Source organism: Streptomyces sp. NPDC048637, assembly GCF_040650675.1.
Classification (GTDB): Bacteria; Actinomycetota; Actinomycetes; order Streptomycetales; family Streptomycetaceae; genus Streptomyces.
The window spans coordinates 218,746-242,061 of the sequence record NZ_JBEZHQ010000003.1; the positions used below are offsets into that span (position 1 = coordinate 218,746).

The window sequence follows — 23,316 nt, forward strand, 5'->3', positions numbered from 1 at the left end:
CGCGCGGCCCGTCCGCACACAGGGGTCAAACTGTCCGGTATGAGCGAGCGCATCCCCGATCCGGTCCGACCGCACCCCTCCGGCCCGGCCCGCCCCCGTACGGTCCTGCTGCGCGGCGGTGAGGTGCACAGCCCCGCGGATCCCTTCGCCACCGCCATGGTCGTCGAGGGCGACCGCATTGCCTGGGTCGGTGAGGAAGGCGCGGCCGACTCCTTCGCCGACGGCGTGGACGAGATCGTCCCGCTCGACGGTGCGCTCGTCACCCCGGCGTTCACGGACGCACATGTGCACACCACCGCGACCGGGCTCGCGCTCACCGGACTCGATCTGTCCGGTGCCGGCACCCTGTCCGATGCGCTGGCCCGCATCCGCGGCTACGCCGGCGCGCGGGAGGCGGACCGGATTCTGCTCGGACACGGCTGGGACGCCAGCGCCTGGCCGGAGGGCCGCCCACCGTCCCGCGCGGAACTGGACGCGGCCACCGGCGGCCGCCCGCTCTACCTCACCCGGGTGGATGTGCACTCCGCGGTCGTGACGACGGCGCTGCTGGATCTGGTCCCCGGCGTGCGCGAGCTGGCCGGATTCCGGGCCGATGCGCCGCTGACCGGTGACGCCCACCACGCGGTCCGCCAAGCCGCGTACGCCACCGTCACGCCCGCCCAGCGCGCCGAGGCCCAGGCCGCCGCGCTCGCCCGCGCCGCCTCGCTCGGCATCGGCAGCGTCCATGAGTGCGCGGGCCCGGACATCTCCGGTGCGGACGACTTCACGGCGCTGCTCGCCCTGGCCCGGGAGGGGAACGGCCCGCGCGTCGTCGGCTACTGGGCCGAGCTGGTCGCGTCCGCAAAGGACGCGGAGCGGATCCGTGAACTCGGGGCCATCGGCGCCGCGGGCGATCTCTTCGCCGACGGCTCGCTCGGATCGCATACCGCCCATCTGCACGCCCCGTACGCGGACTCCCCCAGCTGCGCCGGGGGGACCGCCGGCCACACCGGCACCGCGCAGCTCGACGCCGAGGCCGTCGCCGCCCATGTCGCCGCCTGCACCGAGGCCGGACTCCAGGCCGGCTTCCACGCCATCGGTGACGCGGCCCTGACCGGCGTCGTCGACGGGGTACGGGCCGCCGCCGAGCGCCTCGGCCTGGCGCGGATCCGGGCCGCCCGGCACCGCGTCGAGCATGCCGAAATGCTCACCGACCGCACCATCGCCGGCTTCGCCGACCTCGCCCTGACCGCGTCCGTCCAGCCCGCCTTCGACGCGGCGTGGGGCGGCGCCGAGGGTATGTACGCCGCCCGTCTCGGCGTCGACCGGGCCCGTACCCTCAACCCGTACGCCGCGCTGCTCAAGGCGGGGGTCCCGCTCGCCCTCGGATCCGACAGCCCGGTCACCCCGCTCGACCCCTGGGGCACCGTGCGGGCCGCCGTCTTCCACCGCACCCGCGCCCACGGCATCTCCGCCCGCGCCGCGTTCACCGCCCACACCCGCGGCGGCTGGCGCGCGATCGGCCGGGACGACGCGGGCGTTCTGGTGCCCGGCGCCCCCGCCGATTACGCGGTCTGGCGCACCGGCGAGCTGCTGGTCCAGGCGCCCGACGAGCGGGTGGAGCGCTGGTCCACCGACCCTCGCTCCGGCACCCCCGGCCTGCCCGATCTCACCCCCGGCAACGACCTCCCGGTGTGCCTGCGCACGGTCGTCGGCGGGCGAACGGTCTTCGGGCCGCCGAACGAGTGACATCACGTGGGCACGTGCCACCGCGGACCGTGCTTGCTGCTCCTTGGCCCACCGGTGGGCGCTCGCGGCTGACCTGGGGCGACGCGAAAACGACGCAGGCGGAGCACCTGTTGACAGCAGGCGGGCGACGGCCGGTAGGTTCGGCCGAGTCCACCACAGGACGTCCGACCGGTAGATCTCCGCGCAGTCGTCGAACGCAGCTGGGCCATGGGGCGGTGCGCCACTGGGGCACCGCCACTGGGAGCCAGGTCCAGGACCCGCGACACGGGGCGACGGAAGGTTTCGGCCGGTCGGCGGGTGCGACCCGGGTGGGGCCCGGACGCTCAGTAGACAACGGCTCTCGGTCGACCCGCAGCCAGCGGGTCCCAGGTCGGCCCGAAGGGCGCCGGGCCCCTATCCGCACCGCACCGCATCCCGCCCGGATCCTCCCGGCGATGCCCCTTCACCTTTTGTGCACCCCGCATCCGCAATCCCGGCCTCCCGATGTACGGTCAGCTCACCACCGCACGACCTGCAGGAAGGCTCGCGACCGTGCCATCGGGTTCCGACACCACCGAAGAAGCCGTCAGCGGCACCACGCCCGACGGCCCGGTGCCACCCGCCGGGACGGGCTCCGCCGCCGTGCCCGCCCGCCCCGGACGGGCACGGCGTCTTGCCGCCCTGGCCCGCCGTGAGGCGGCGCGCAGCGGCCTCGCGGTCGTCGCCGGCCTCGCGCTCGGACTCGCCTTCCCGCCGTACGACCTGTGGCCGCTGTCCCTGGTGTCCATCGCCGCGCTGTCGCTGCTGACCCGTGGCCGGACCGCCCGCCAGGGAGCCTGGACGGGCTTCGTGTTCGGGCTGCCGTTCTTCCTGATCCTGCTGAAGTGGCTGCACGTCGTCGGCTGGGACGCGGTGGTGGGCCTCTCGATCGCCGAGGCGTTCTTCCTGGCGCTGCTGGGCGCGGGGCTCGCCGTCACCTCCCGGCTGCCGGCCTGGCCGGTGTGGACCGCCTGTCTGTGGGTCGCCCAGGAATGGGCCCGCGACCGGCTGCCGCTCGGCGGTTTCCCGTGGGGCCGGCTGGCATTCGCGAACACGGGGTCGCCGTTCACCCCGCTCGCCGCGCTCGGTGGCGCCCCGCTGGTGACCTTCGCCGTCGCGCTGGCCGGGGCACTGCTCGCGGCCTGCGCCGCCACCCTCTGGGGGCTGCGCGAGAACGGGTCGCTGCGACGGGCCGTCCCGGCGATGGAGGCGTTCGGGCTCGCCGCCGCGGTCACCCTGGCCGGTGTGCTGGTGCCCGTTCCCACGAAGGCCGACGACTCCGTTGACATCGCTGTCGTCCAGGGCAACGTCCAGTCACCCGGTATGGACTTCCTGGGCCGCCCCATGATGATCACCGACAACCACGCCACCGCCACCGAGAAGCTCGCCGCCGACGTCAAGGCCGGCCGGGTCAGGAAGCCGGACCTGGTCATCTGGCCGGAGAACTCCTCCGACCTCGATCCGTACAAGTACCCGCAGGCGTACGACCGGATCGACGAGGCCGTGAAGGCCATCAACGTGCCCGTCCTCGTAGGCGCCCTGGTCGACCACCCCACCAAGAAGGGCTATGTCTTCAACGAGGGCATCGTCTGGGATCCGAAGAAGGGGCCGGGCGCCTCCTACACCAAGCAGCACCCGGTGCCGTTCGGCGAGTATGTGCCGTTCAAGGAGCAGCTCAGCAAGATCATCACGCGGTTCCAGCGGGTGACCCGCAACTTCTACCCCGGTGACCACACCGGCGTGCTCAAGGTCGGCCCCGCCCGGCTCGGCGACGTCATCTGCTTCGAGGTCGCCTACGACGAGATCGTCCACGACACCGTCAACGCCGGTGCCCGCGCCCTGGTCATCCAGACCAACAACGCCACCTACGGCCGCACCGGCCAGCCCGAGCAGCAGCTGGCGATGTCCAAGCTGCGCGCCGTTGAACACGGCCGCGCCGTGGTCACCGCGGCCACCAGCGGGATCAGCGCGGTGGTCGCCCCGGACGGCACGGTCACCCACCGGATCCCCGAGTTCACGCAGGGCGTGGTCTCCGCGCGGATTCCGCTGCGGGACGAAACGACGCTCGCCGACCGCGTCGGTGCTGCTCCTGAGTGGGCGCTCGCTATCGTGGGCCTTCTGTCCTGCGCCGCCGCGGCAGCCACCGGCCGGCGTGGGCGTACGAAGGACGAGAAGGGGCAGCAGTGACAGACGGTCAGCGGCGGTACGGTCCGCTCGGCACCACGTTGGTGATCATTCCGACGTTCAACGAGGCTGAGAACATCAAGCCGATCGTCTCGCGGGTGCGGTCCGCCGTCCCCGAGGCGCATGTCCTGGTCGCGGACGACAACAGTCCGGACGGCACCGGCAAACTGGCCGATGAGCTGGCCGCCGACGACGAGCAGGTCCATGTCCTGCACCGCAAGGGCAAGGAAGGCCTCGGCGCCGCCTACCTCGCCGGCTTCCGGTGGGGCATCGACAACGGCTACGGCGTGCTGGTCGAGATGGACGCCGACGGCTCGCACCAGCCCGAGGAGCTGCCCCGGCTGCTCACCGCCCTCAAGGGCGCCGATCTCGTCCTCGGATCGCGCTGGGTGCCCGGCGGCCGTACCGTCAACTGGCCCAAGTACCGCCAGCTCATCTCGCGCGGCGGCAGCACGTACTCCCGGCTGGCGCTGGATCTGCCGCTGCGCGACATCACCGGCGGCTACCGGGCCTTTCGCGCGGAGGCCCTCAAGGGGCTGGGCCTGGACGATGTCGCCTCCCAGGGCTACTGCTTCCAGGTCGACCTCGCCCGCCGCGCCGTGCAGGCCGGCTATCACGTCGTCGAGGTCCCGATCACCTTCGTCGAGCGCGAGTACGGCGACAGCAAGATGAGCCGTGACATCGTCGTGGAGGCGCTGTGGCGCGTCACGGCCTGGGGCGTCGGCTCGCGCGTGGACAAGATCCGCGGCCGCTGACGCCGGACCGGGCCGCCCGGCCGCCGGGAGTTGATCCGTCCTGCGACCCTTGGGAAATGCGGCCGGACGGGCCAGGGCACACTTGAGGCATGACGTTCGGAGCCACGCCATCGCCCAGTCCCCGCCCGCCCCAGCGCTCGCGCGCCCGTAGGTTCATCCCCTTGGGCATCGCCGCCTGGATGGTGCTGGAGATCTGGCTGCTGACCGTCGTCGCCGGCGCCACCAGCGGTCTGACGGTCCTGCTTCTGCTGCTCGCCGGAGTGATCGTCGGCGGTTATGTGACCAAGCGGGCCGGCCGTCGCGCCTGGCGGAACCTCACCGAGAGCCTTCAGACCGCCGGCGACCCGGCGGCGCCCGGCAACTCACCGTCCGGCAACGGCAGATCCGGCAACGGCAGCTCCGGAAACGGCACGTCGGGCAGCGGTAATACGCTCCCGATGGTCGGCGGACTGCTGCTGATGCTGCCGGGGCTGGTGTCCGACGCACTGGGGCTGCTCTGCCTCTTCCCGCCGACCGGAAAGCTGTTCCAGCGCCGCGCCGAGAAGCTGCTGTCTCGGCAGGCGGGCTACACCCCGGGGTCGTTCGGTGACGCGTTCCAGCAGGCCCGGATGCACCGGCCGGACGGCAAGGTCGTCCAGGGCGAGGTCATCCGCGATGACGAGCCCCCGTCCCCGCGCCGTCAGGATCCGCCGCTGACCGGCTGACCGGCTGACCGGCTGAGCGCGCCGGGGGAGCGGCCGCGGATGCGACAAGGGCTGGGGCCACTGCGTAATGCAGTGGCCCCAGCCCTTGCGTGCTGCTTGTCGCAGGCCCGTTGTCAGGCGGACTTGCGGTTGCTGTCGCGCGGATGCACGGCAATGTTCATGGTGCCGGAGCGCAGGACGGCCAGCCGTTCGGCCAGCACCTCCTCGAGCTCCTCGCGGGTGCGCCGCTCCATGAGCATGTCCCAGTGCGTACGCGCGGGCTTACCCTTCTTCTCCTCGGGGCCGTCGCCATCCACCAGAAGAGAGGGTGCACCGCATACCTTGCACTCCCACTCCGGCGGAATCTCGGCCTCAACCGAGAACGGCATCTCGAATCGATGTCCGTTCTCGCATGCGTACTCCACCGCCTGGCGCGGGGCCAGGTCGATGCCGCGGTCGGTCTCGTAGCTGGTCACCACGAGTCGCGTGCCGCGGAGAGCTCGCTCACTCATGAATCGTGCCTCCCGGGCTTGTCGCCCACAGGACAGGTGTCGCTGTCGTCGTCATCCGGTCAACGTCCGGTCGGCGGTGAAGATTCCCGAATTCGGGACATGAGCCCACCCGTCGCCCACCACCGCCCTTGACGGAGGCGCTGTGCGCCGCTGCCTTCCTTCGTGCCGCCCCTTGTTGTACCCACCGGCGCCCGGTTTGTCACATCTGGCAGCAGATGTCACCCAGCGCCTTCCATGCCTTAGCGCGCAGTAACGGTCCGCCTGGTGAGCCAAAGGCGTACACTACCGCCCCGCACGCCCGGAGACTAAATCCGGTCAGGCACAGGATTTCCGGCCGCCGCGATCGCCCGCCCCACCGGGACCCTCGCCAGCAGGACAAAACCGATCGCGAAGAACGCCACCAGGGACACGATCGCGTCCCGGTAGCTCCCGGTGAGCTGATAGGCCACCCCGAACACCAGCGGTCCCAGCCAGCTCACTCCCCGGTCGCTCATCTCGTACGCGGCGAAATACTCCGCCTCCTTGCCGTGCGGCACCAGCTGCGAGAACAGCGAACGCGACAGCGCCTGGCTGCCGCCCAGGACCAGGCCGATGCCGACGGCGAGCGCGAAGAACCACAGTGGCGCCCTCGCGGGCAGGAAGTAGGCGGCCGCGAGGGTCAGCACCCAGACCACCAGCGAGCCCAGGATCGTCCGCTGTGCGCCGTACCGCCCGGCGAGGCGGCCCATCAGCAGGGCACCCACCGCGGCCAGCACCTGCACCAGCAGCACCGCGACGATCAGCGTCGTCTGGTCCAGCTTCAGCTCCTCGGCGCCGTACACGGACGCCTGGGTGATCACCGTCTGCACCCCGTCGTTGTAGACGAGATAGGCCAGGAGGAAGGAGAGGGTGAGGGGGTGGCGGCGCATCCCGCGCAGCGTCTCCCGCAGCTGCCGCCAGCCCTGGCCGGGCGAGGCGCCGCGGCCCTCGCCGGGCGTGTCGGGGGCGGCCGTTCGCCGGTCGCGCAGCCGGCGCAGCGGAATCAGCGAGAACGTGCCCCACCACAGCCCCGCCGATGCCAGACAGATGCGTACCGCGGTGCCCTCGGACATGCCGAAGGAGTCGTGTGCGCCGTAGAGCACGAGGTTGGCGACCAGGACCAGTGCCCCGGCCGCGTAGCCGAAGGCCCAGCCCCTGGAGGAGACCGCGTCCCGTTCGCCGGGCCGGGCGATCTGCGGCAGGAAGGAGTTGTAGAGCATCATCGCCACCACGAACGACACATTCGCGATGATCAGCAGCACCCCGCCCAGCAGATACCGCTCGCCGCCCAGGAAGAACATCCCCGTGGTCGCCGCCGCGCCCGCGTAGGCGCAGCAGCCCAGCAGCGGCTTCTTCCGGCCGGTCCGGTCGGCCAGCGCCCCGGCGAGCGGCATCGCCAGTACGGCCAGCAGCAGCGACGCGGACACCGTGTACGCATAGAAGGAGCCCGCGCGCACCGGAATGCCCAGCGGGTGCACAAAGCCGTCCGCGTCCGCCGCGGCCTTCGCCACCGACGTCAGATACGGCCCCAGGAACACCGTCAGGACGGTGGTCGAGTAGACGCTGTTGGCCCAGTCGTACCAGTACCAGCCGCGCTGTTCGCGACGCCGGTCGGCCGTCTCGTCCACGGCCCCGGCCGGTGCGCCCGGCACGCTCGCCCCCGTCATCCTGCCCCCGTTCACAGCGGCGGACAGCCGACGGCCCCCGGGCGGCTCAGACCCAGCACCCCCGCTCGGTCAGCACCGTCCGCAGCGTCTCGATGTGATCGGTCATGATGCCATCCACGCCGAGATCCAACAGGGCGGTCATCCGCTCCGCGTCATTGACCGTCCAGACATGGACCTGCATGCCCAGCGCATGCGCGGCGCGCAGGAACAGCGGATCGACGACCGGGAGGCCGGACTGCCGCTCGGGGACCTGGACGCATACCGCGCTGCGCCGCACCGCCGCACCCAGCAGCCGGTCGAGCGGCAGCACGCCGCGGCCGTACGAGCGCAGCCGCAGCCCGGCCACACCACGGGTGCCGAGGGAGCTCGCCATCCGCCGGCCGGCCAGTCGCTGGGCCCGCGCCACCCGGGCCTCCGAGAACGAGCCGACGCACACCCGGTCCCAGGCGCGCGTGCGGCGCAGCAGATCCAGCAGCGGTGGCAGCGCGGCGTCGGTCTTGAGGTCGACGTTCCAGCGCGCCTCGGGGAACTCCGCCAGCAGCTCCTCGAACAGCGGCAGCGGCTCCCGGCCGCCGACCCGGGCCTGGCGTACCGCCCGCCAGGGGAGCCGCCCGATCGCGCCGCGGGTGTCGGTGACGCGGTCGAGCGTCGCGTCGTGGAAGGCGACGAGCTTGCCGTCCGATGTGGCGTGCACATCGGTCTCCAGGTAGCGGTAGCCGAGGCCGACCGCGCGGCGGAAGGCGGCAGCGGTGTTCTCCAGGCCCTCCGCGTCCCCGCCCCGGTGGGCGAAGGGGAGTGGCGCGGGGTGGTCGAGATAGGCGTGGCGGATGCGTATCGCTGAGGTCACTCCGGCAGTATCGCGCGCTCAGGTGAAGCCTCTCCGCGGGCCACCACCGGGGACGGCTTCGCGGGTGCGCCCTTGACCGCGAAGCGGCGGAGGAAGAACTGCGCCAGTGGGCCGATGGCCAGCGCATAGACCACCGTGCCGACGCCGACGGACCCGCCGAGCAGAAAGCCCGCCGCGAGTACCGTCACCTCGATGCAGGTCCGCACCAGCCGCACCGGGCGGCCGGTCCGCCGGTGCAGCCCGGTCATCAGCCCGTCGCGCGGCCCCGGGCCGAAATCGGCGGAGATGTACAGACCGGTCGCGGCGCCGTTCAGGAGGACGGCGCCCGCGAGCAGCGGGATACGGGCGCCCAGCGAGTCCAGCTCCGGTACCCAGGCCAGCGTCGCGTCCATCACCAGCCCGAGGATCACCACATTGGACACCGTGCCCAGGCCGGGGCGCTGGCGCAGCGGGATCCACAGCAGCAGGATCAGCGCGCCGGACACGATGGTGACCGTGCCGATCGACAGCCCCGTATGGCGGGATATGCCCTGGTTCAGCACGCTCCATGGCTCCAGCCCCAGCTCGGCCCGCAGCATCAGGCCCATGCTGACGCCGTACAACGTCAGCCCCGTGTAGAGCTGAACCAGCCGGCGCACCGGCAGGCCCCTCCCCGGGCCGGACTCACTGATCATGGACACGACTTTTCCCCCTCCTGGCAGGATTGGACCGACGCATGACACCATGTGGCGTGTCCGGGCTCGGGAAGTAGAGCCAATTCGGGGAAGGTGGACTGATCTTCATGGCTCAGTGGACTTCAGCGGTGGGTGCACCCCAACTCGCCCGGCTGCTCCGGTCGCAGGACCCGCGCGACGCCCAACTCGCGGTCGGCGGCCGCCGGGTGCCCGCCTATCGCACCCTCGCCGACGGTGTGCGCCTGCTCGTACTGGAAGGCCGGATACCCGTCGCCGCCCGCCTGCCGGCCGAGCGCGAACTCGCCGCGGCCTTCGGCGTCAGCCGCACCACCGTCGCCGCCGCCTACGAAGCGCTGCGCGCCGAAGGGTTCCTGGAGTCCCGGCGCGGCTCGGGCAGTTGGACCGCTGTCCCGGCCGGCAATCCGCTTCCCACCCGCGGTCTGGAACCGCTGCCCCCGGAAGCCGCCGGCTCCATGATCGACCTCGGCTGCGCCGCCCTCCCGGCCCCCGAACCCTGGCTCACCCGCGCCGTCCAGGGCGCCATGGCCGACCTCCCGCTCTACTCCCACACCCACGGCGACTACCCGGCCGGTCTGCCCGTCCTGCGTCAGGCCCTCGCGGACCGCTACACCGCCCGCGGTATCCCCACCATGCCGGAGCAGATCATGGTGACCACCGGCGCGATGGGTGCCGTCGCCGCGATCTGCCGGCTCTGTACCGGCCCCGGCGAGCGCGTGGCCGTCGATTCGCCCTCCTACGCCAACATCCTCCAGCTGATGCGGGACGCCGGTGCCCGGCTCGTCCCGGTCGCCCTCGGGGACAAGCTGGCCGGCTGGGACATCCCCGCCTGGCGCCAGGTGATGCGCGACGCCGCCCCCCGCATGGCCTATGTCGTCGCCGATTTCCATAACCCCACCGGCACGCTCGCCACCGAGGACCAGCGCCGCCGACTCGTCGATGCCGCCCGGTCGGCCGGCACCCTGCTCGTCGTCGACGAGACCATGACCGAGCTCCGGCTGGACGAGGACGCCGACGAACCACCCCGCCCGGTCTGCGCGTTCGACCCGGCCGGCAGTGCGGTGATCACCGTTGGTTCGGCGAGCAAGGCGTTCTGGGCCGGGATGCGGATCGGCTGGGTGCGCGCCGCCCCCGACATCATCCGCAGCCTGGTCGCCGCCCGCGCCTACTCCGACCTGGGCTCACCCGTCCTCGAACAGCTCGCCATCGCCTCGCTCCTGGAGAGCGGCGGCTGGGAGAAGGCCATCGGCATCCGCCGCGAGCAGGCCCGCGAGAACCGCGACGCGATCGTCGGGGCACTGCACCGGCACCTCCCCGACTGGGAGTTCAGCGTGCCCCGCGGCGGCCTCACCCTCTGGGCGCGTACGGGCGGACTCTCCGGCTCCCGGATCGCCGAGGCGGGGGAGCGGCTCGGGGTGCGGGTGCCCTCCGGCCCGCGATTCGGCGTCGACGGCGCCTTCGAGGGCTTCGTGCGGCTGCCGTTCACGGTCAACGGGGCCGTCGCCGACGAGGCCGCGGTCCGCCTGGCCGGCGCCGCGCGACTGGTCGCGACGGGCGCGCCGGTGGAGGCGGAGCTGCGGCACACGTTCGTGGCCTGACGGCTGCCAGGAGGCGTTGCCCGGGGCCGGGTGGAGTGGATCTCAGGGGCCGGCCGGCGCCACCGGGCGGACGACCTCACCCCTCCGCTCGGACGGCCTCCACCGCCCCCTTGGCGACACGCGGTTCGCCGCCCTTGTCGGTCCGCACCCGCGCGCTCGCGCCCACCGGCTCGGCGGCGGACCCGGTCTCCTCGGCATCCGGCGCCGCGTCGGCCGTCGCGGGCTCGTCGTCCGGCTCCGCCCCGGCGCCGCGCCCGGATTTGCCGATTTCCACCGGCCGGCCGCCGGTCACCGGCTCGGCGGGCCCCGCCCCGTCGGCCGGGACCGTACGCTCCGGCAGCAGTGCCGTGACGGCCTGCCGGTGCGTCTGGCCGGTGGCGTCGTCCAGCGGATCGGGCGTGGCCGGCACCTGGAGCCGCAGCACGGGTGCGCTCCCCAGCCGCGCATAGCCGCGCCCCGGCGGTACCTGCGCCGGCGGTGTGGTGTGCGGCGGCGCCCCGAGCACCGCCCGTACCTCTTCCGCCGTGGCGGGGCCGAGCACCACCCGCGCCTTGGTGTGCGCCCGTACCGGATCGCCCAGCAGCTCGGCGGTCTCGAACTGGTCGGCCACGACCACCGTGACCTGGGCGGCCCGGCCGTGCCGCAGCGGCACCTGCAGCCACTGCTGCGGATCGTCCCGGCCCTCCGCGACCGCGATATGGGACAGCGCCGTCGGACGGTCCGCGAGGATCCACAGCGGCCTGCGGGTGTCGTCCGGCGCCGGCCCGCCGGCCTGCCGCGCCCGGTTGCCCGCGATCAGCCGCCGCTCGGTCTCGTGCGATGCCCACTCCAGCGTCGCCAGCGCCCCCGCCAGCCCGCTCTCCACCCCCAGGACGCCGCGGCATCCGGACAGGCACCCGTACTCACCGGTGCCGCTGCCGTCGATGACCAGCACATCGCCGTGCTGTAGCGCCTGGAGTGCGATCGAGCGCAGCAGCGTCGTGGCGCCGGTCCCCGGCTGCCCCAGGACGAGCAGATGCGGTTCGGTGGAGCGCTGCCCGGTACGCCAGACCACCGGCGGGGCGTCCCGGGTCTCCTCCCCGCCGGTGACCGGCAGGGTCCGCTGCACGGCGTCCGGGTCGGTGAACCCGAGCACCGTCTCGCCGGGCGAGGTGACGAAGCGCTGTGCGGCGATATCGGTGGGCAGCGCGTCCAGCACGGTCAGGGTGAGCTGGTTGGCCAGCTCGTCCCAGGTGAAGTGGTACTCCCGGCCGCGGCCGGCCTTGGCGTACAGCACCTGCTCGATGCGGACCCGGGACCGGTCCTCACCATCGGTGAAGTACGCCGGGTACTTCAGCTGCAGTCGTTCCAGCCGTCCGCTGTCGTCGAAGGCGTACTCGGCGAAGGCCCGCTCCCAGTCACCACCGTGCGCATACAGCGGGCTGGGGTCGCCCTCGGCCGAGAGGTAGGGGACCAGCGCCTCGTAGAGCGCCCGCAGCCGCTCGGTCTCGGCCTCACTGGGCCCGGCCGCCACGGGCGTACGCTCCCGCCCCGCCCAGGCCCCCGCGCCCATCACCGCGATCAGGGCGAGCAGCGGCCCGTACGGCACCAGCCACACCACCAGCACACACGCGCCCACGAAGAAGGCCAGCGGGCCGCGCTGCTCCTTGGGCGTCTCGGCCCAGCGTCCCCGGCCGGCCGCGCCCAGCCGGCGCAGCCCCCGGCCGATGGTGATCAGCGGATGGAACACATCGGAGGCGCTGTCGGCGGCGCTGCGCGCGAATTCGCGGCTACGGGCGAGCGGGGCGCTGTGTGCCATACGGGCGAGCGGTGCGCTGTTGGTCAGGATGCGGGGCAGGGGGCGCCGGGCCACGTCTTCTCCTGTTGCTCGTGCGGTGGTCGTGCGGGATCGGCGTGGGCTGCCGGCCGGGGAGCGTGCCCCGCACGGAGCCGCCCGGACGGGAGCCGGTGCGGCCCGTTCGGGCGGGGCCCGTGGTGGTGTGCCGGAAGCGGACTGCGGCCACCCCTAGATCTTGATCCCCCCGAGGAGGCTCGCCAGGCTCGCCCCGCCGGCCTTGATGCTGGGCGCGATGGCGGAGCTGGCGAGGTAGAACCCGAAGAGCGCGGAGACCAGAGCGTGGGACAACTTCAGGCCGTCTTTCCGGAAGAAGAGGAAGACGATGACACCGAGCAGGACGACGCCGGAAATGGACAGAATCATGGGGGTTCTCTCCTGGGTGGTGGGGACGGTCACCATGAGTTCTTCCAGCCTCACAGTACGTACCAAGCCACCAAAAGCTGCAAATGGGTGATTTGTCAGTGAAATTCCCTAAATGGGCGCAGCTCCAGGGCGTGCCGGGTCCGGGTGTGCTCGGCGTGTCGCGTCCCGCTCCCGCCGACCCTGCACAATCGTGGGGTGTCGAAGCAGAAGAACAAGCCCCGCCCCGCCGCCGTTACCCCCGCCGCGCCGTGCCCCTGCGGACGCGCCGAGGCCTACCGCGACTGCTGTGCCGCCTTCCACCAGGGACGCGCCACGGCCCCGACCGCGGAGCGCCTGATGCGCTCGCGCTACAGCGCCTTCGCCGTCGGTGACACCGGATATCTGCTGCGCACCTGGCACCCCACGACCCGCCCGGCCGGCCTCGACCTCGAACCGGCGCAGCGGTGGACCGGCCTGGACATCCTCGGCACGACCGGCGGCAGCACCTTTCACACCGAAGGCACCGTGGAATTCCGCGCCCACTACAGCCTGCACGGCCAGACCGACAGCCAGTACGAGCACAGCCGCTTCGTCCGCGAGGGCGGCCAGTGGGTCTATCTCGACGCGCTGCCGTCGGCATAGGACTCCCTCGTCGGGGCGGCCCCGCCCCGGGACCGGCCCCTGCGGTGCGCCGGGCCGGGCCGGTTCACAGTCCGCGCAGCTGGTCGATCTCGCGGCGGTCGCGTTTGGTGGGGCGTCCGGTGCCGCGGTCGCGATGCCCGATCACCGGGACCTCCGCACGCGGCGGGGCCGGCGGGCTGTTGTCGATGAAGCACTCCGCGGCGACCGCCGCGCCCACCCGCTTGCGCACCAGCCGTGTGACGACCACGATCCGCTCCCGGCCGGCGTGCCGCAGCCGCACCTCGTCGCCGTTGCGCACGCCATGGGCCGGCTTCACCCGCTCACCGTTGACCCGTACGTGCCCCGCGCGGCAGGCCGCCGCGGCCAGCGAGCGCGTCTTGGTGAGCCGTACCGACCAGATCCAGCTGTCGATGCGGGTGGTCCCCTCGTCTGAAGCCATACCAAGACTCTAGAACGGACGCCCGCCGGCGAGGTGGCCCGACGGCCCTACGCGGACGACCTCTTGCTCGTTTTTCTGGCCGCGGTCTTCTTGGCGGTGCTCTTCGACGCGGTCTTCCGGGAAGTGCCGGCGGCTGCCGTCTTCTTGGCCGTCGACGTGTCCTTCGCCTGCCCGCCGGCGGCCTTCGGGGCGGCGGCCGTCTTCTTCGCGGGAGCCTTCTTCGCGGTGGCCGCGGCGGTCTTCTTCCCCGTTGTCTTCTTCGCCGCCGCACCGCTCTTCTTGGCGGCGCCCTGCTCCGCCTCGCCCTTCTTCGCCGCCTTCCGCCCCCGTATGGGCGTCACGGACGCCGACTCCGACTCCGAGTCCGCGCCGGCGTCCCGGCCGTCCCGTGCCGCGCGCACACTCTTCTCCAGCGCCGCCGTGAGATCGATGACCTGGGCGCCGGACGGGCCCGACGCGGCGGGGGCGACCGGCTCGCCCTCCAGCTTGGCGGCGACCAGCGCCTCGACGGCCTCGCGGTAGTCGTCGTGAAGTTCCGCGGGGTCCAGCTCGCCCAGGGAGTCCATCAGGGTCTCGGCCAGCTTCAGCTCGTTCTCGCGGAGCTCGACCTCGTCGGGCGCCACACCGGTGACGGGCCGGAGCTGATCGGGCCACAGCAGCGTATGCATCACGATCGCCCCGGCGTGCGCCCGCAGCATCGCCAGTGACTCCCGCCCCCGCATCGCCACCTTGCCGACCGCGACCTTCCGGTGGTCCTCCAGCGCCTCCCGCAGCAGGGTGTACGGCTTGGTGGCGGCCGCCCCGTTGGGCCCCAGGTAGTAGGCCTTGTCCATCTGGAGCGGGTCGATCTCGTCGGGGTCGACGAACGACAGGATCGACAGCGTTTTGGCGGTCGGCATCGGCAGCCGGGACAGATCCTCGTCGGTGACCGGCACGATGGTGTCGTCGCCCGGCGCCTGATAGCCCTTGCCGACTTCCTCGTTCGGGACTTCCTCGCCGTCCAGCTCACAGATCTTCCGGTACTGGACCTGCGCGCCGTCCTCCTCGTGGATGCGCACGAAAGACACCGACGAGGTGCGGTCGGTGGCGCTGTAGGTCTTCACGGGGATGGTGACCAGACCGAACGATATGGACCCATTCCAAATAGAACGCATATTTCATCCCTTGTGTGGGATTCTCATCGTATGTCGCCGATCACCGTCGTGGAGGGGCGGCGCCTCTCGCTGACCAACCTGGACAAGGTCCTCTATCCCGAGACCGGCACCACCAAAGGTGAGGTGCTGCACTACTGCACCACCGCCGCAGGCCCGCTGCTCGCCCACCTCCACGACCGGCCGCTCTCCTTTCTGCGCTACCCCGACGGGCCGGACGGCCAGCGCTTCTTCACCAAGAACGTGCCGCCCGGCACGCCCTCCTGGGTGAAGACCTGCGAGGTCCCCCATTCGACGTCGGGGCCCACCCGGCAGGTCCTGCTGCAGGACCTCCCCTCGCTCGTCTGGGCCGCGAACCTGGTCGTCGAGCTGCACACCCCGCAGTGGACACGGCAGGCGCCGGGCCTCGCCGACCGCCTCGTCTTCGACCTCGACCCCGGCGCCCCGGCCACCATCGTGGAGTGCTGCACCGCGGCGCAGTGGCTGCACGACCGGCTGGCGGCCGACGGCCTCGCTGTCTGCGCCAAGACCAGCGGCGCCAAGGGCCTGCACCTCATCGTGCCCGTCGAGCCCACCCCGTCCGAGCGGACCACCGCCTACGCCAGGTCCCTCGCCGTCGAGGCCGCGGCGGCCCTGCCGGACCTGGTCGTGCACAAGATGACCAAGTCGCTGCGCCCCGGCAAGGTCTTCATCGACTTCTCCCAGAACGCCGCCGCCAAGACCACCGCGGTCGCCTACACCCTGCGGGCCCGTGCCACCCCCACCGTCTCGGCCCCGGTCACCTGGGACGAGATCGCCGACTGCACCGACCCGCAGCAACTCACCTTTCTCTTCAGCGAGATCGCACCGCGCTGCGAACGCCACGGCGATCTGCTCGCCCCGCTCCTCGATCCGGACCGTGCCCGTCCGCTGCCCGCCGCGGCACCCTCCCGCGCGCCCGCGGCACCCCCTCGGCCGGGGCCCGCCCGGGGTTCGTCCTAGGCACTGTCCGGCGGCGGGCCGGCGGGGCCGCTCACACCGCGTGCGGCCGCGGCCATGACGCGCGTGCGGCGGTTCCGAGCCAGGTGATGACGGCACCGACCGTGGTGTCGCCCAGGGCCGCGATCTCCGCCAGGGCGGCCAGGTCCCCGTCCGTCGGAGCGACCCCGGCCGCGGTCAGCGCGGCCTGGAGATCGAGCCGCCGGCGATCGGGCATGGCCACCGGCCCTTGCCGCTGCTCCTCGGGGTGCGAGGGCATGAGCGGCCGGTCCTGCGGGTGTGGTGGGCCGAAGCGCGGCCGGTCCTGCGGGTGCGGCGGGCCGAAGTGCAGCCGGTCCTCCGGGCGCGGCGGCGGCAGCATGTGGTCCGTGCGGTACGCGGGCGGGGGCGGCGGGCCCTGCGGTACCGCGGGTGCGCCGAGGCGTTCCTCGGGGCGCGGGGGAGCGAGCACATAATCCGGCGTCACGCCGTAGGGCGGGGGAGTGGGGCGGTAGTGCGACATGGGGGCCTCCACAACTCACGGTCCGAAGGGTCCAGGGGATTCGGTGATTGAGGCTGTCAACTCTTCGGAAGCCGGGCGGTGCCTGTTCGGTTGCGCAGGGAGCGTGGGTTCACCCGATGGGCCCAAAGTGCGCCGTTGAACGCCGCGCACGGGCCCGCCACTTCGGCCTCGGGGCCGGCGCCGTGAGTTTTGGGGCGATCAGTCCAATAGTTTTGGAACGATCGGTCCAATGTGGGTAGAGTCCTCGGCGCAGGCGGGGGCAGGTCCGGCCCGGTGGGGCATTCCCGGAGGTTGCGGGCTTTCGCCTGCCTGCGTACTGGAACGATCGGTTGTGAAAGAGGGGGATCGACATGGAGTGTCACGGCATGACGCGCCGGACGGGTGGGCCGGCCGGGGCCGGAGTGCAGGCGTCCTGCTGCGCAGGGGAGTGCTGATCGTGCCGCGCGCCGTCTATGTGCTGGCCATGGGGATCTTCGCCATGGTGACCAGCGAGTTCGTGGTGGCCGGGCTGATGCCGCAGATGGCGGTGGGGCTGGACGTGGGCATCCCGCAGATCGGCTTTCTCATCACCGCGTTCGCCGTGGCCATGGCGGCCGGGGGGCCGTTCCTGACCGTCGCCGTGCTGAAACTCCGCCAGAAGGCGGCGCTGATGACGCTGTTCGGCATATTTCTGGCGGGCAATGTGCTGGCCGCCCTCGCGCCGGACTACGGGGCCATGCTGATGGCGCGGATCGTCACCGGCGTTGCCTCACAGGCATACTTCGGCGTTGCCCTGTCGCTCTGTGTCCAACTGGCCCGTCCGGAGGTGCGCGGCCGTGCCATTGCGCTGGCCATGAACGGGCTGATGCTCGGCACGCTCCTGGGGCTCCCACTCTCCACGCTCGTCGGTGAACACTTCGGCTGGCGGACGGCGTTCTGGGTCATTTCGGGAATCACGGTTCTCGCCGCGGCGGCCACGCTCGCCGGAATTCCCCGGCTGGGCCGTGCCGAGGGCGGCGGGAGCGTCCGGCAGGAGCTGGTGGTCTTCCGGAATCCCCGGCTGTGGCTGGTGCTGTCCACCAGCACTTTGATCATCGGTGCGACGTTCTCCGCATTCAGCTATTTCCACCCGATTCTCACCGAGGTCACCGGATTCGCCGCCGGAACCGTTCCGCTGCTGCTCATCGGATACGGCGCCGCCACCGTTATCGGCAACACCGTCGTCGGACGGCTGGCGGACCGGCACACGGTGGGCGTCCAACTCATCGGCCTGATACTCAATTTCCTCTTCCTTGCCGGATTCGCCGTCTTCGCCCACCTCCCCGTGCCGGCCGTGGCGCTGATGACGGGCATCGGCCTGGTCGGGGTCACCATGAATCCGGCGATGGTCACGCGCGTTCAACGGACCGGCAATGCACGGCCGTTGGTGAACACGGTGCATTCCTCCTTCATCACCCTCGGTGTCATCGTGGGTTCTTCGGGCGGTGGGCTGGCCATCAACTCCTTCGGACTGCGGGGCCCGTTGTGGCTGGGTGCCGCGCTGGCCGCCATCGGGGTCGGCACCCTGCTGCCCGATCTCCTGCGCCGCTCCCCGGCGGCACCCGTATCCGTCACACCCGTCGCGGGTCACCCGGAACCCACGACTTCCGCGACTGCCGAACCGAAAGCGGCATGTGTGGCGCGCTCCTGACGAAGGGTCGGCAGCGGGTGGCATTTTCGGGGGAATTCGGTGATTGCCACGGGGTGGACACACAACTCTTCCCGGGTGTTCACACTGTGGTGATTACCGCAATGGAAAGCTGCCTGCGGCCGCATCCCAACGGCCGGCGCCGGTCGTGCCCCACATTTTCACGACTCGGTGCCACAATTCGGGGAGAGGACACCCTTCGTGGACAACACCCGCGTGACTCGTCGCGCCCGTACCGCGCTGGCCATCGCCGCCGGAACGGCATTGACCGCGGTGGCCGTACAGATTCCGGCGAGTGCGACGGCCACTCCGGCCGCACCGCACCGTGCCGCTGCCGCCTCCGCCGCTCAGCACGCATCCCTGTCCGCCGGCGCGGCCGGCGACACGTCGTATGACGACACGTACTACAAAGACGCCGTGGGCAAGACCGGCCAGGCACTCAAGGATTCGCTGCACCGGATCATCAGCGGCACCCAGACCGGAAAGCTGACCTATTCCCAGGTCTGGGACGCCCTCAAGGAAACCGACCAGGACCCGGACAACAGCGCGAACGTCATCCTGCTGTACACCGGCCGCTCACAGAGCAAGAACTCCAACGGCGGCAACCCGGATGACTGGAACCGTGAGCACGTCTGGGCGAAGTCCCATGGTGACTTCGGCACCGACACCGGCCCCGGCACCGACATCCACCATCTGCGCCCGGAGGATGTGTCCGTCAACAGCACCCGCGGCAACAAGGACTTCGACAACGGCGGGACAAAGGTCGCCGAGGCGCCCGGCAACCTCACCGACGACGACTCCTTCGAGCCCCGTGACGCGGTCAAGGGCGACGTCGCCCGCATGATCCTCTACATGGCCGTCCGCTACGACGGCGGCGACGGATTCCCCGATCTGGAACCCAACGACAACGTCGACAACGGCTCCCAGCCGCACATCGGCCGGCTCTCCGTCCTGAAGCAGTGGAGCGAGCAGGACCGGCCGGACGCCTTCGAAAAGCGCCGCAACCAGGTGATATTCGACAAGTACCAGCACAACAGGAACCCGTTCATCGACCACCCCGAGTGGGTCGACGAGATCTGGTAGCCCCTACCGGCCGGGCCCGGCGGACCTTCCGCCGGGCCCGGCCCCTCGCCTACGGCAGTCGGGGCGCCCGCGCATCGGATGGCGTAGGCCAACCAGCGCCCGGCCGCGGTCGTTTTTAGCGTGGCCACATGTCGAGCGTGAGTTGGGCCCCCGTCAGAGTCGCTACCGCCGCCACCGTTTGTGCCGCGAGCCTGTGGGCCGTGCCCGGTCCGGCAGCCGCCGATGGCCCGTACGGCATCGACGACCTGCGGGCCGGGACACACTCGGCCCAAGCGGCCGACTCCGAAGGTCGGCTGGACCGGCGGGGAGTGCAGTTCCTGCCCCGGCCGGACGTGCCCGAGCCGCCGGAGGTCTCCGCCCTGTCGTGGATGGTGACGGACATGGCCAACGGCAAGGTCCTCGCGGCCAAGGACGTCCACCGGCCACTGCCGCCCGCCAGCACCCTCAAGACGCTCTTCGCCCTGACGGTGCTGCCGAAGTTCTCCCAGGGGGAGGTGCACACCGTCTCCCTCGAGGACTTGGCCGGGATCGAGGCGGGCAGCTCCCTCGCCGGCCTCAAGGAGGACCTGCCCTACCAGGTCGCCGACCTGTGGCACGGCGTCTTCCTCAGCTCCGGCAGCGATGCCGTACACACCCTGGCCAGCATGAACGGCGGCTGGCGCAAGACCATCGACGATATGCAGGAGACGGCCCGCCGCCTCGGCGCCCGCGACACCCGGGTGGAGTCCGCGGACGGATTCGACACCCCGGGACAGGTCTCGTCGGCCTACGACCTGTCACTCTTCGGGCAGGCCGGGCTGGCCGACCCGGACTTCGCCCACTTCGCCTCGACGAAACGGGCCGAGCTCCCGCAGGACGGCGGCCCGGACGCGTTCACCCTCCAGAACACCAACCGGCTGCTGGTCGGCTCACACGGCGTCAGGCCGTACGACGGACTGATCGGGGTGAAGAACGGCTATACGAGCCACGCCGGCAACACCCTGATCGCCGCCGCCCGACGCGACGGCCGGACCCTGCTGGTCACCCTTATGAATCCGCAGTCCGGCGGCCGGAACGCCGTCTACGAGGAGACGCGCGACCTGCTGGACTGGGGATTCGCGGCGGCTCCCCGGGCCGCGGCCGTCGGAGTGCTCCCCACCTTCGCGCCCGGTGAGCGCACCGGTGCATCGCAGCCCGTCGCCCACCGGCCGCGGCCCGTGCCGCTGCACAAGGCCGGGGTCGCGGCGCAGACGGACGGCGAGTGGTTTACGCGGTACGGGTGGTTCCTGTCCGCGGCCGGAGCCGTCGGGGCCATCGCCGCCGCCGGGCTCGGCACCGCTCTGTGGCGGCGCCGGCGCACCGCGCGTGCGAGCCGGAGCGGCGAGTCCGGGTCCGTCTGAGGCCGTGCCCGCGCCGCCCGGCCGTCGTACATGCATCCGATCGGTCAGGGATACGGAGGACACCCGATGGCCTTGCCCGGTGAAGGGCGACGCGTCCATCACGGTTGTGCGGCCTGCCGGGCGTCGCTCGGTGTAGCGTCCTGATCAGCTGTCGTGGTTCCGAAGTGCCGGACGCCCGTGTCGCATTCACGGGCGTCCTTGCTGTGTAGCGCGTCTCCGGACCAGGGCGATCACCTCCGGGTTCCGCAGCACGCGGAAGCCGATTCGAGCCCATTGAACGAAGGAGACGGAAATGGCTTCCGGCACGGTGAAGTGGTTCAACTCGGAGAAGGGCTTCGGCTTCATCGCCCAGGACGGCGGCGGCGCCGACGTCTTCGCGCACTACTCGAACATCGATGCCACGGGCTTCCGCGAGCTGCAGGAGGGCCAGAAGGTGACCTTCGAGGTCACCCAGGGGCACAAGGGCCCCCAGGCGGAGAAGATCCGGCTGGCGTAGGCCCGGCGAACCCGCCCTCGGTGCCCGCTCCCGACCCCCGGGGCGGGCACCGTCGTGTGGTGTGCGGCCCCGGCCTCACCCGGTCGGCCGCAGCCGACAGCAGCATGCCGCCGGCCTTCCGGGCGGCGGTCGCCGCGGATCTTCCGGCATCAGGACGTCAGGGGTCGGCCGGGCGGACTGCACGGTGGTCATCCGTACGGCGTAAGGGCGGGACGGCGGTGGTGACCGCCGGGTGAGCCGCCGGTTCAGGGCCGCGGTGGCTGGTCCGGGCCCTGCCCGCCGCCGAACTGGTCCCTGAGCTTCTCCTGGCCGGTGTCGACCGGGTCCTTGTGCTTGCCCTGGGTCTTCTCGTCGGCCATGTCGCCGGCCTTGTCGATGCCCTTTTCCGTCTGGCTTTCGTGGCCCTTCAGCATGCTCTTGATCTTGTCCATCATGGACATGATGCGTCCTCCTCACGAAGGTCCCCCACGACTCCAGCATCGCCCCCTCCCAGACGATCTGCATCCCCGCGCCAGGGGCCCCGCCGGGCGCGGGGATCGCCGTGGCGCCCGGTTCAGGAGCCGCTCGGGACCGGTGCCTTCATCCGGTCGCTGATGAACTTGATCGAACTCGCGGCCATGCCCTTCTGGTAGTCCCAGGCGTTGTGCCGGCCGCCGGGGATGATCTGCAGGGCGGTGTGGATCGGTCCCTTGCCGTACGTCCGCCGGAAGCGCTCTATCGGGGCCTTGACCGCGGTGGGCTCCTGGGAGCCGGCCTGGAAGGCGAGATAGACGTCCGGACCGCCCTTCTGCAGCAGGCGCTGGGCGAGCTTCCCCGGATTGTTGGCGTTCTTCTCCGCCTGGTGGCCCGCCCACAACGGCGAATCCGGCACCATGTCCGGGCCGCTGGCTATTGCCGCCTTGAACTTCTCCGGGTGTTTCAGCACCGACTTCAGCCCGGCGAAACCGCCCGAGGACGACCCCATGAAGGCCCAGCCGTCGCGGGACTTGAAGGTACGGAAGTTGGCCCGGGTCAGCTGGACGACGTCCTCCGTCAGCCAGGTCCCCATCTTCTGGCTGCCGGGTATGTCACTCGCGTCGTGGTACTGGGTGTCCGGGTTGAGCATCGGCATCACCACGATGAACGGCAGGCTTTTGCCCTCCGCGGTCCACTGGGTGAGGTTCTCCTGCAGCTCGATGTCGCCGCCGACCCAGTAGTTCGTGACCCCGCCCGCTTCCTTGGGGCTGCCCAGGCCGCCCGGCAGGGCCATCAGCACCGGAAATCCGCTCTTGGCGTATTTCGGGTCCCCGTATTCCTTCGGAGCCCAGACCCAGACGCTTCCGGTGACCCCGGATTTCTGGCCCCGCAGCGTCGCCCGCGCTATATGGGTGCCGTCGTCCAGTGTCCGGGTGATCCGGAAGTCACTCTTCGGGCCGGTCGGCATGAGGGTGTCGTCATCGATGGGCTTGGCCCGCGCGGCGCCGTCGCCCTTTCCGCCGGCGTTGAAGTCGACCGGCTTTCCGGCGTCCGAGCAGCCGGCGAGCAGCGAGGAGGAGGCGGCGAGCGCGACGGCGAGCGCGACGACGTAGGGGCGTTTCAAGGGGGACTCCGCGGCTGTGTGATCACGTGCAAGTGCTCATAAAGAGGGAAAAGGGGTTCCGGAGGTTCCCCTGCCGCGAGCCGGCCGCGGGGCTCGTCCCACCCGTGTGGAGCAGCGCCGGCCCGGAGGTTTCCACCGGGCGGTCCTCGGCTCTCTCGACGGGCAGGGTCGCGTGGTCCGGCCGAGAATGCAGCGGTGAGCGATGAACACCGCAGTGCCGATGACCCCGCGCCGCGCGCCGTGCCGTGTGACGAGGAACGACGGCTCGCCAGGAAGGCGCTGGCCGGCCATGCGCGGAACGCGGACGATCTGTCGTTGTTGATGGACATGCTGGGCCTGGACCCGAGCCTCGATCCGGACCATGAAGCCGCGTACGGCCATGAGACGGGCCACGGCCAGGAATGTGGCGGTGGCCCGGGGAACGGGCGCGGCTCCGGGCGGGAGCGGCGGCCGGAGCTGCGCCGGGACGCCCGGCCGCGGTGGGGCGGGCCCCGGACGTAACCAGGGCCCGCCCCCCGTC

At 71.6% G+C, this 23,316-nt stretch carries 23 protein-coding genes; 12 read left to right on the plus strand and 11 right to left on the minus strand.

The features are described 5' to 3' along the window. Positions 1-39 precede the first annotated feature (39 nt). The 4 genes from AB0C46_RS06155 (at position 40) to fxsA (ending at position 5,389) form a co-directional block, all read left to right on the plus strand. Positions 40-1,728 carry an amidohydrolase gene (locus AB0C46_RS06155; RefSeq protein WP_362826079.1) on the plus strand — a complete coding sequence of 563 codons (1,689 nt, stop codon included), beginning with the start codon at positions 40-42 and terminating at the stop codon, positions 1,726-1,728. A 531-nt stretch (positions 1,729-2,259) separates the two neighbouring features. Then, complete coding sequence (gene lnt, locus AB0C46_RS06160; protein WP_362826080.1) at positions 2,260-3,933, plus strand: apolipoprotein N-acyltransferase; 1,674 nt, start codon at positions 2,260-2,262, stop codon at positions 3,931-3,933. Then, on the plus strand, positions 3,930-4,685 hold the full coding sequence (locus AB0C46_RS06165) for a polyprenol monophosphomannose synthase (RefSeq protein ID WP_362826081.1): 756 nt from the start codon (positions 3,930-3,932) through the stop codon (positions 4,683-4,685). The genes lnt and AB0C46_RS06165 overlap by 4 nt, the downstream gene beginning before the upstream one ends. A gap of 89 nt (positions 4,686-4,774) precedes the next feature. Beyond that, on the plus strand, positions 4,775-5,389 hold the full coding sequence (gene fxsA / locus AB0C46_RS06170; protein WP_362826082.1) for an FxsA family membrane protein: 615 nt from the start codon (positions 4,775-4,777) through the stop codon (positions 5,387-5,389). Between the two features lie 113 nt (positions 5,390-5,502). On the opposite strand, the gene AB0C46_RS06175 is transcribed toward fxsA, so the two are convergent. From AB0C46_RS06175 to AB0C46_RS06190, 4 genes are all read right to left on the minus strand, one after another. Next, the gene (locus AB0C46_RS06175) at positions 5,503-5,880 is read right to left on the minus strand and encodes an RNA polymerase-binding protein RbpA (protein WP_030080286.1); all 378 of its coding nucleotides are present in this window, start codon (positions 5,878-5,880) and stop codon (positions 5,503-5,505) included. A 305-nt stretch (positions 5,881-6,185) separates the two neighbouring features. Then, positions 6,186-7,565: an MFS transporter gene (locus tag AB0C46_RS06180; protein WP_362826083.1), complete on the minus strand. Its 1,380-nt coding sequence runs from the start codon at positions 7,563-7,565 to the stop codon at positions 6,186-6,188. A 46-nt stretch (positions 7,566-7,611) separates the two neighbouring features. Then, positions 7,612-8,412 (minus strand): glycerophosphodiester phosphodiesterase, encoded by an 801-nt coding sequence (locus AB0C46_RS06185; protein WP_362826084.1) that lies wholly within the window; start codon positions 8,410-8,412, stop codon positions 7,612-7,614. Further along, positions 8,409-9,086 (minus strand): hypothetical protein, encoded by a 678-nt coding sequence (locus tag AB0C46_RS06190; RefSeq protein WP_362826431.1) that lies wholly within the window; start codon positions 9,084-9,086, stop codon positions 8,409-8,411. The genes AB0C46_RS06185 and AB0C46_RS06190 overlap by 4 nt, the downstream gene beginning before the upstream one ends. A 107-nt stretch (positions 9,087-9,193) precedes the next feature. Here AB0C46_RS06190 and AB0C46_RS06195 point away from each other — a divergent pair, with 107 nt between their 5' ends. Continuing rightward, complete coding sequence (locus tag AB0C46_RS06195; RefSeq protein WP_362826085.1) at positions 9,194-10,702, plus strand: PLP-dependent aminotransferase family protein; 1,509 nt, start codon at positions 9,194-9,196, stop codon at positions 10,700-10,702. A 76-nt stretch (positions 10,703-10,778) separates the two neighbouring features. Here the strand turns inward: AB0C46_RS06195 and AB0C46_RS06200 are convergent, their stop codons facing one another. Further along, the gene (locus tag AB0C46_RS06200; protein WP_362826087.1) at positions 10,779-12,554 is read right to left on the minus strand and encodes a hypothetical protein; all 1,776 of its coding nucleotides are present in this window, start codon (positions 12,552-12,554) and stop codon (positions 10,779-10,781) included. 153 nt (positions 12,555-12,707) lie between these two features. Next, the gene (locus tag AB0C46_RS06205; protein WP_018092434.1) at positions 12,708-12,902 is read right to left on the minus strand and encodes a hypothetical protein; all 195 of its coding nucleotides are present in this window, start codon (positions 12,900-12,902) and stop codon (positions 12,708-12,710) included. A gap of 195 nt (positions 12,903-13,097) precedes the next feature. Here AB0C46_RS06205 and AB0C46_RS06210 point away from each other — a divergent pair, with 195 nt between their 5' ends. Next, on the plus strand, positions 13,098-13,523 hold the full coding sequence (locus tag AB0C46_RS06210; protein WP_362826089.1) for a YchJ family metal-binding protein: 426 nt from the start codon (positions 13,098-13,100) through the stop codon (positions 13,521-13,523). A gap of 64 nt (positions 13,524-13,587) precedes the next feature. Here the strand turns inward: AB0C46_RS06210 and AB0C46_RS06215 are convergent, their stop codons facing one another. Both AB0C46_RS06215 and AB0C46_RS06220 read right to left on the minus strand, forming a co-directional pair. Beyond that, the gene (locus AB0C46_RS06215) at positions 13,588-13,962 is read right to left on the minus strand and encodes an RNA-binding S4 domain-containing protein (protein ID WP_362826090.1); all 375 of its coding nucleotides are present in this window, start codon (positions 13,960-13,962) and stop codon (positions 13,588-13,590) included. A gap of 47 nt (positions 13,963-14,009) precedes the next feature. Then, positions 14,010-15,116 (minus strand): Ku protein, encoded by a 1,107-nt coding sequence (locus AB0C46_RS06220; protein ID WP_362826092.1) that lies wholly within the window; start codon positions 15,114-15,116, stop codon positions 14,010-14,012. Between the two features lie 30 nt (positions 15,117-15,146). On the opposite strand from AB0C46_RS06220, the gene ligD reads away from it, so the two are divergent. Next, positions 15,147-16,094 (plus strand): non-homologous end-joining DNA ligase, encoded by a 948-nt coding sequence (ligD, locus tag AB0C46_RS06225; protein WP_362826094.1) that lies wholly within the window; start codon positions 15,147-15,149, stop codon positions 16,092-16,094. 31 nt (positions 16,095-16,125) lie between these two features. On the opposite strand, the gene AB0C46_RS06230 is transcribed toward ligD, so the two are convergent. After that, positions 16,126-16,593, minus strand: coding sequence for a hypothetical protein (locus tag AB0C46_RS06230; protein WP_362826095.1), 468 nt, complete (start codon positions 16,591-16,593; stop codon positions 16,126-16,128). Positions 16,594-17,029: 436 nt separating this feature from the next. On the opposite strand from AB0C46_RS06230, the gene AB0C46_RS06235 reads away from it, so the two are divergent. The 4 genes from AB0C46_RS06235 (at position 17,030) to AB0C46_RS06250 (ending at position 21,217) form a co-directional block, all read left to right on the plus strand. Continuing rightward, entirely contained in the window at positions 17,030-18,262 is a 1,233-nt protein-coding gene (locus AB0C46_RS06235; RefSeq protein ID WP_362826433.1) for an MFS transporter, read from the plus strand. A 198-nt stretch (positions 18,263-18,460) separates the two neighbouring features. After that, positions 18,461-19,342: an endonuclease gene (locus AB0C46_RS06240; protein ID WP_362826097.1), complete on the plus strand. Its 882-nt coding sequence runs from the start codon at positions 18,461-18,463 to the stop codon at positions 19,340-19,342. A gap of 200 nt (positions 19,343-19,542) precedes the next feature. Then, the gene (locus AB0C46_RS06245) at positions 19,543-20,721 is read left to right on the plus strand and encodes a serine hydrolase (protein ID WP_362826099.1); all 1,179 of its coding nucleotides are present in this window, start codon (positions 19,543-19,545) and stop codon (positions 20,719-20,721) included. A 292-nt stretch (positions 20,722-21,013) separates the two neighbouring features. After that, positions 21,014-21,217, plus strand: coding sequence for a cold-shock protein (locus AB0C46_RS06250; protein ID WP_006601696.1), 204 nt, complete (start codon positions 21,014-21,016; stop codon positions 21,215-21,217). Positions 21,218-21,462: 245 nt separating this feature from the next. Here the strand turns inward: AB0C46_RS06250 and AB0C46_RS06255 are convergent, their stop codons facing one another. Beyond that, a complete protein-coding gene (locus AB0C46_RS06255; protein ID WP_362826100.1) occupies positions 21,463-21,657 on the minus strand; it encodes an antitoxin in 195 nt (64 codons plus the stop codon). A gap of 113 nt (positions 21,658-21,770) precedes the next feature. Continuing rightward, positions 21,771-22,796 (minus strand): alpha/beta hydrolase-fold protein, encoded by a 1,026-nt coding sequence (locus AB0C46_RS06260; RefSeq protein ID WP_362826102.1) that lies wholly within the window; start codon positions 22,794-22,796, stop codon positions 21,771-21,773. A 195-nt stretch (positions 22,797-22,991) separates the two neighbouring features. Here AB0C46_RS06260 and AB0C46_RS06265 point away from each other — a divergent pair, with 195 nt between their 5' ends. After that, a complete protein-coding gene (locus AB0C46_RS06265) occupies positions 22,992-23,297 on the plus strand; it encodes a hypothetical protein (RefSeq protein ID WP_362826103.1) in 306 nt (101 codons plus the stop codon). The last annotated feature ends 19 nt before the right edge of the window (positions 23,298-23,316 follow it).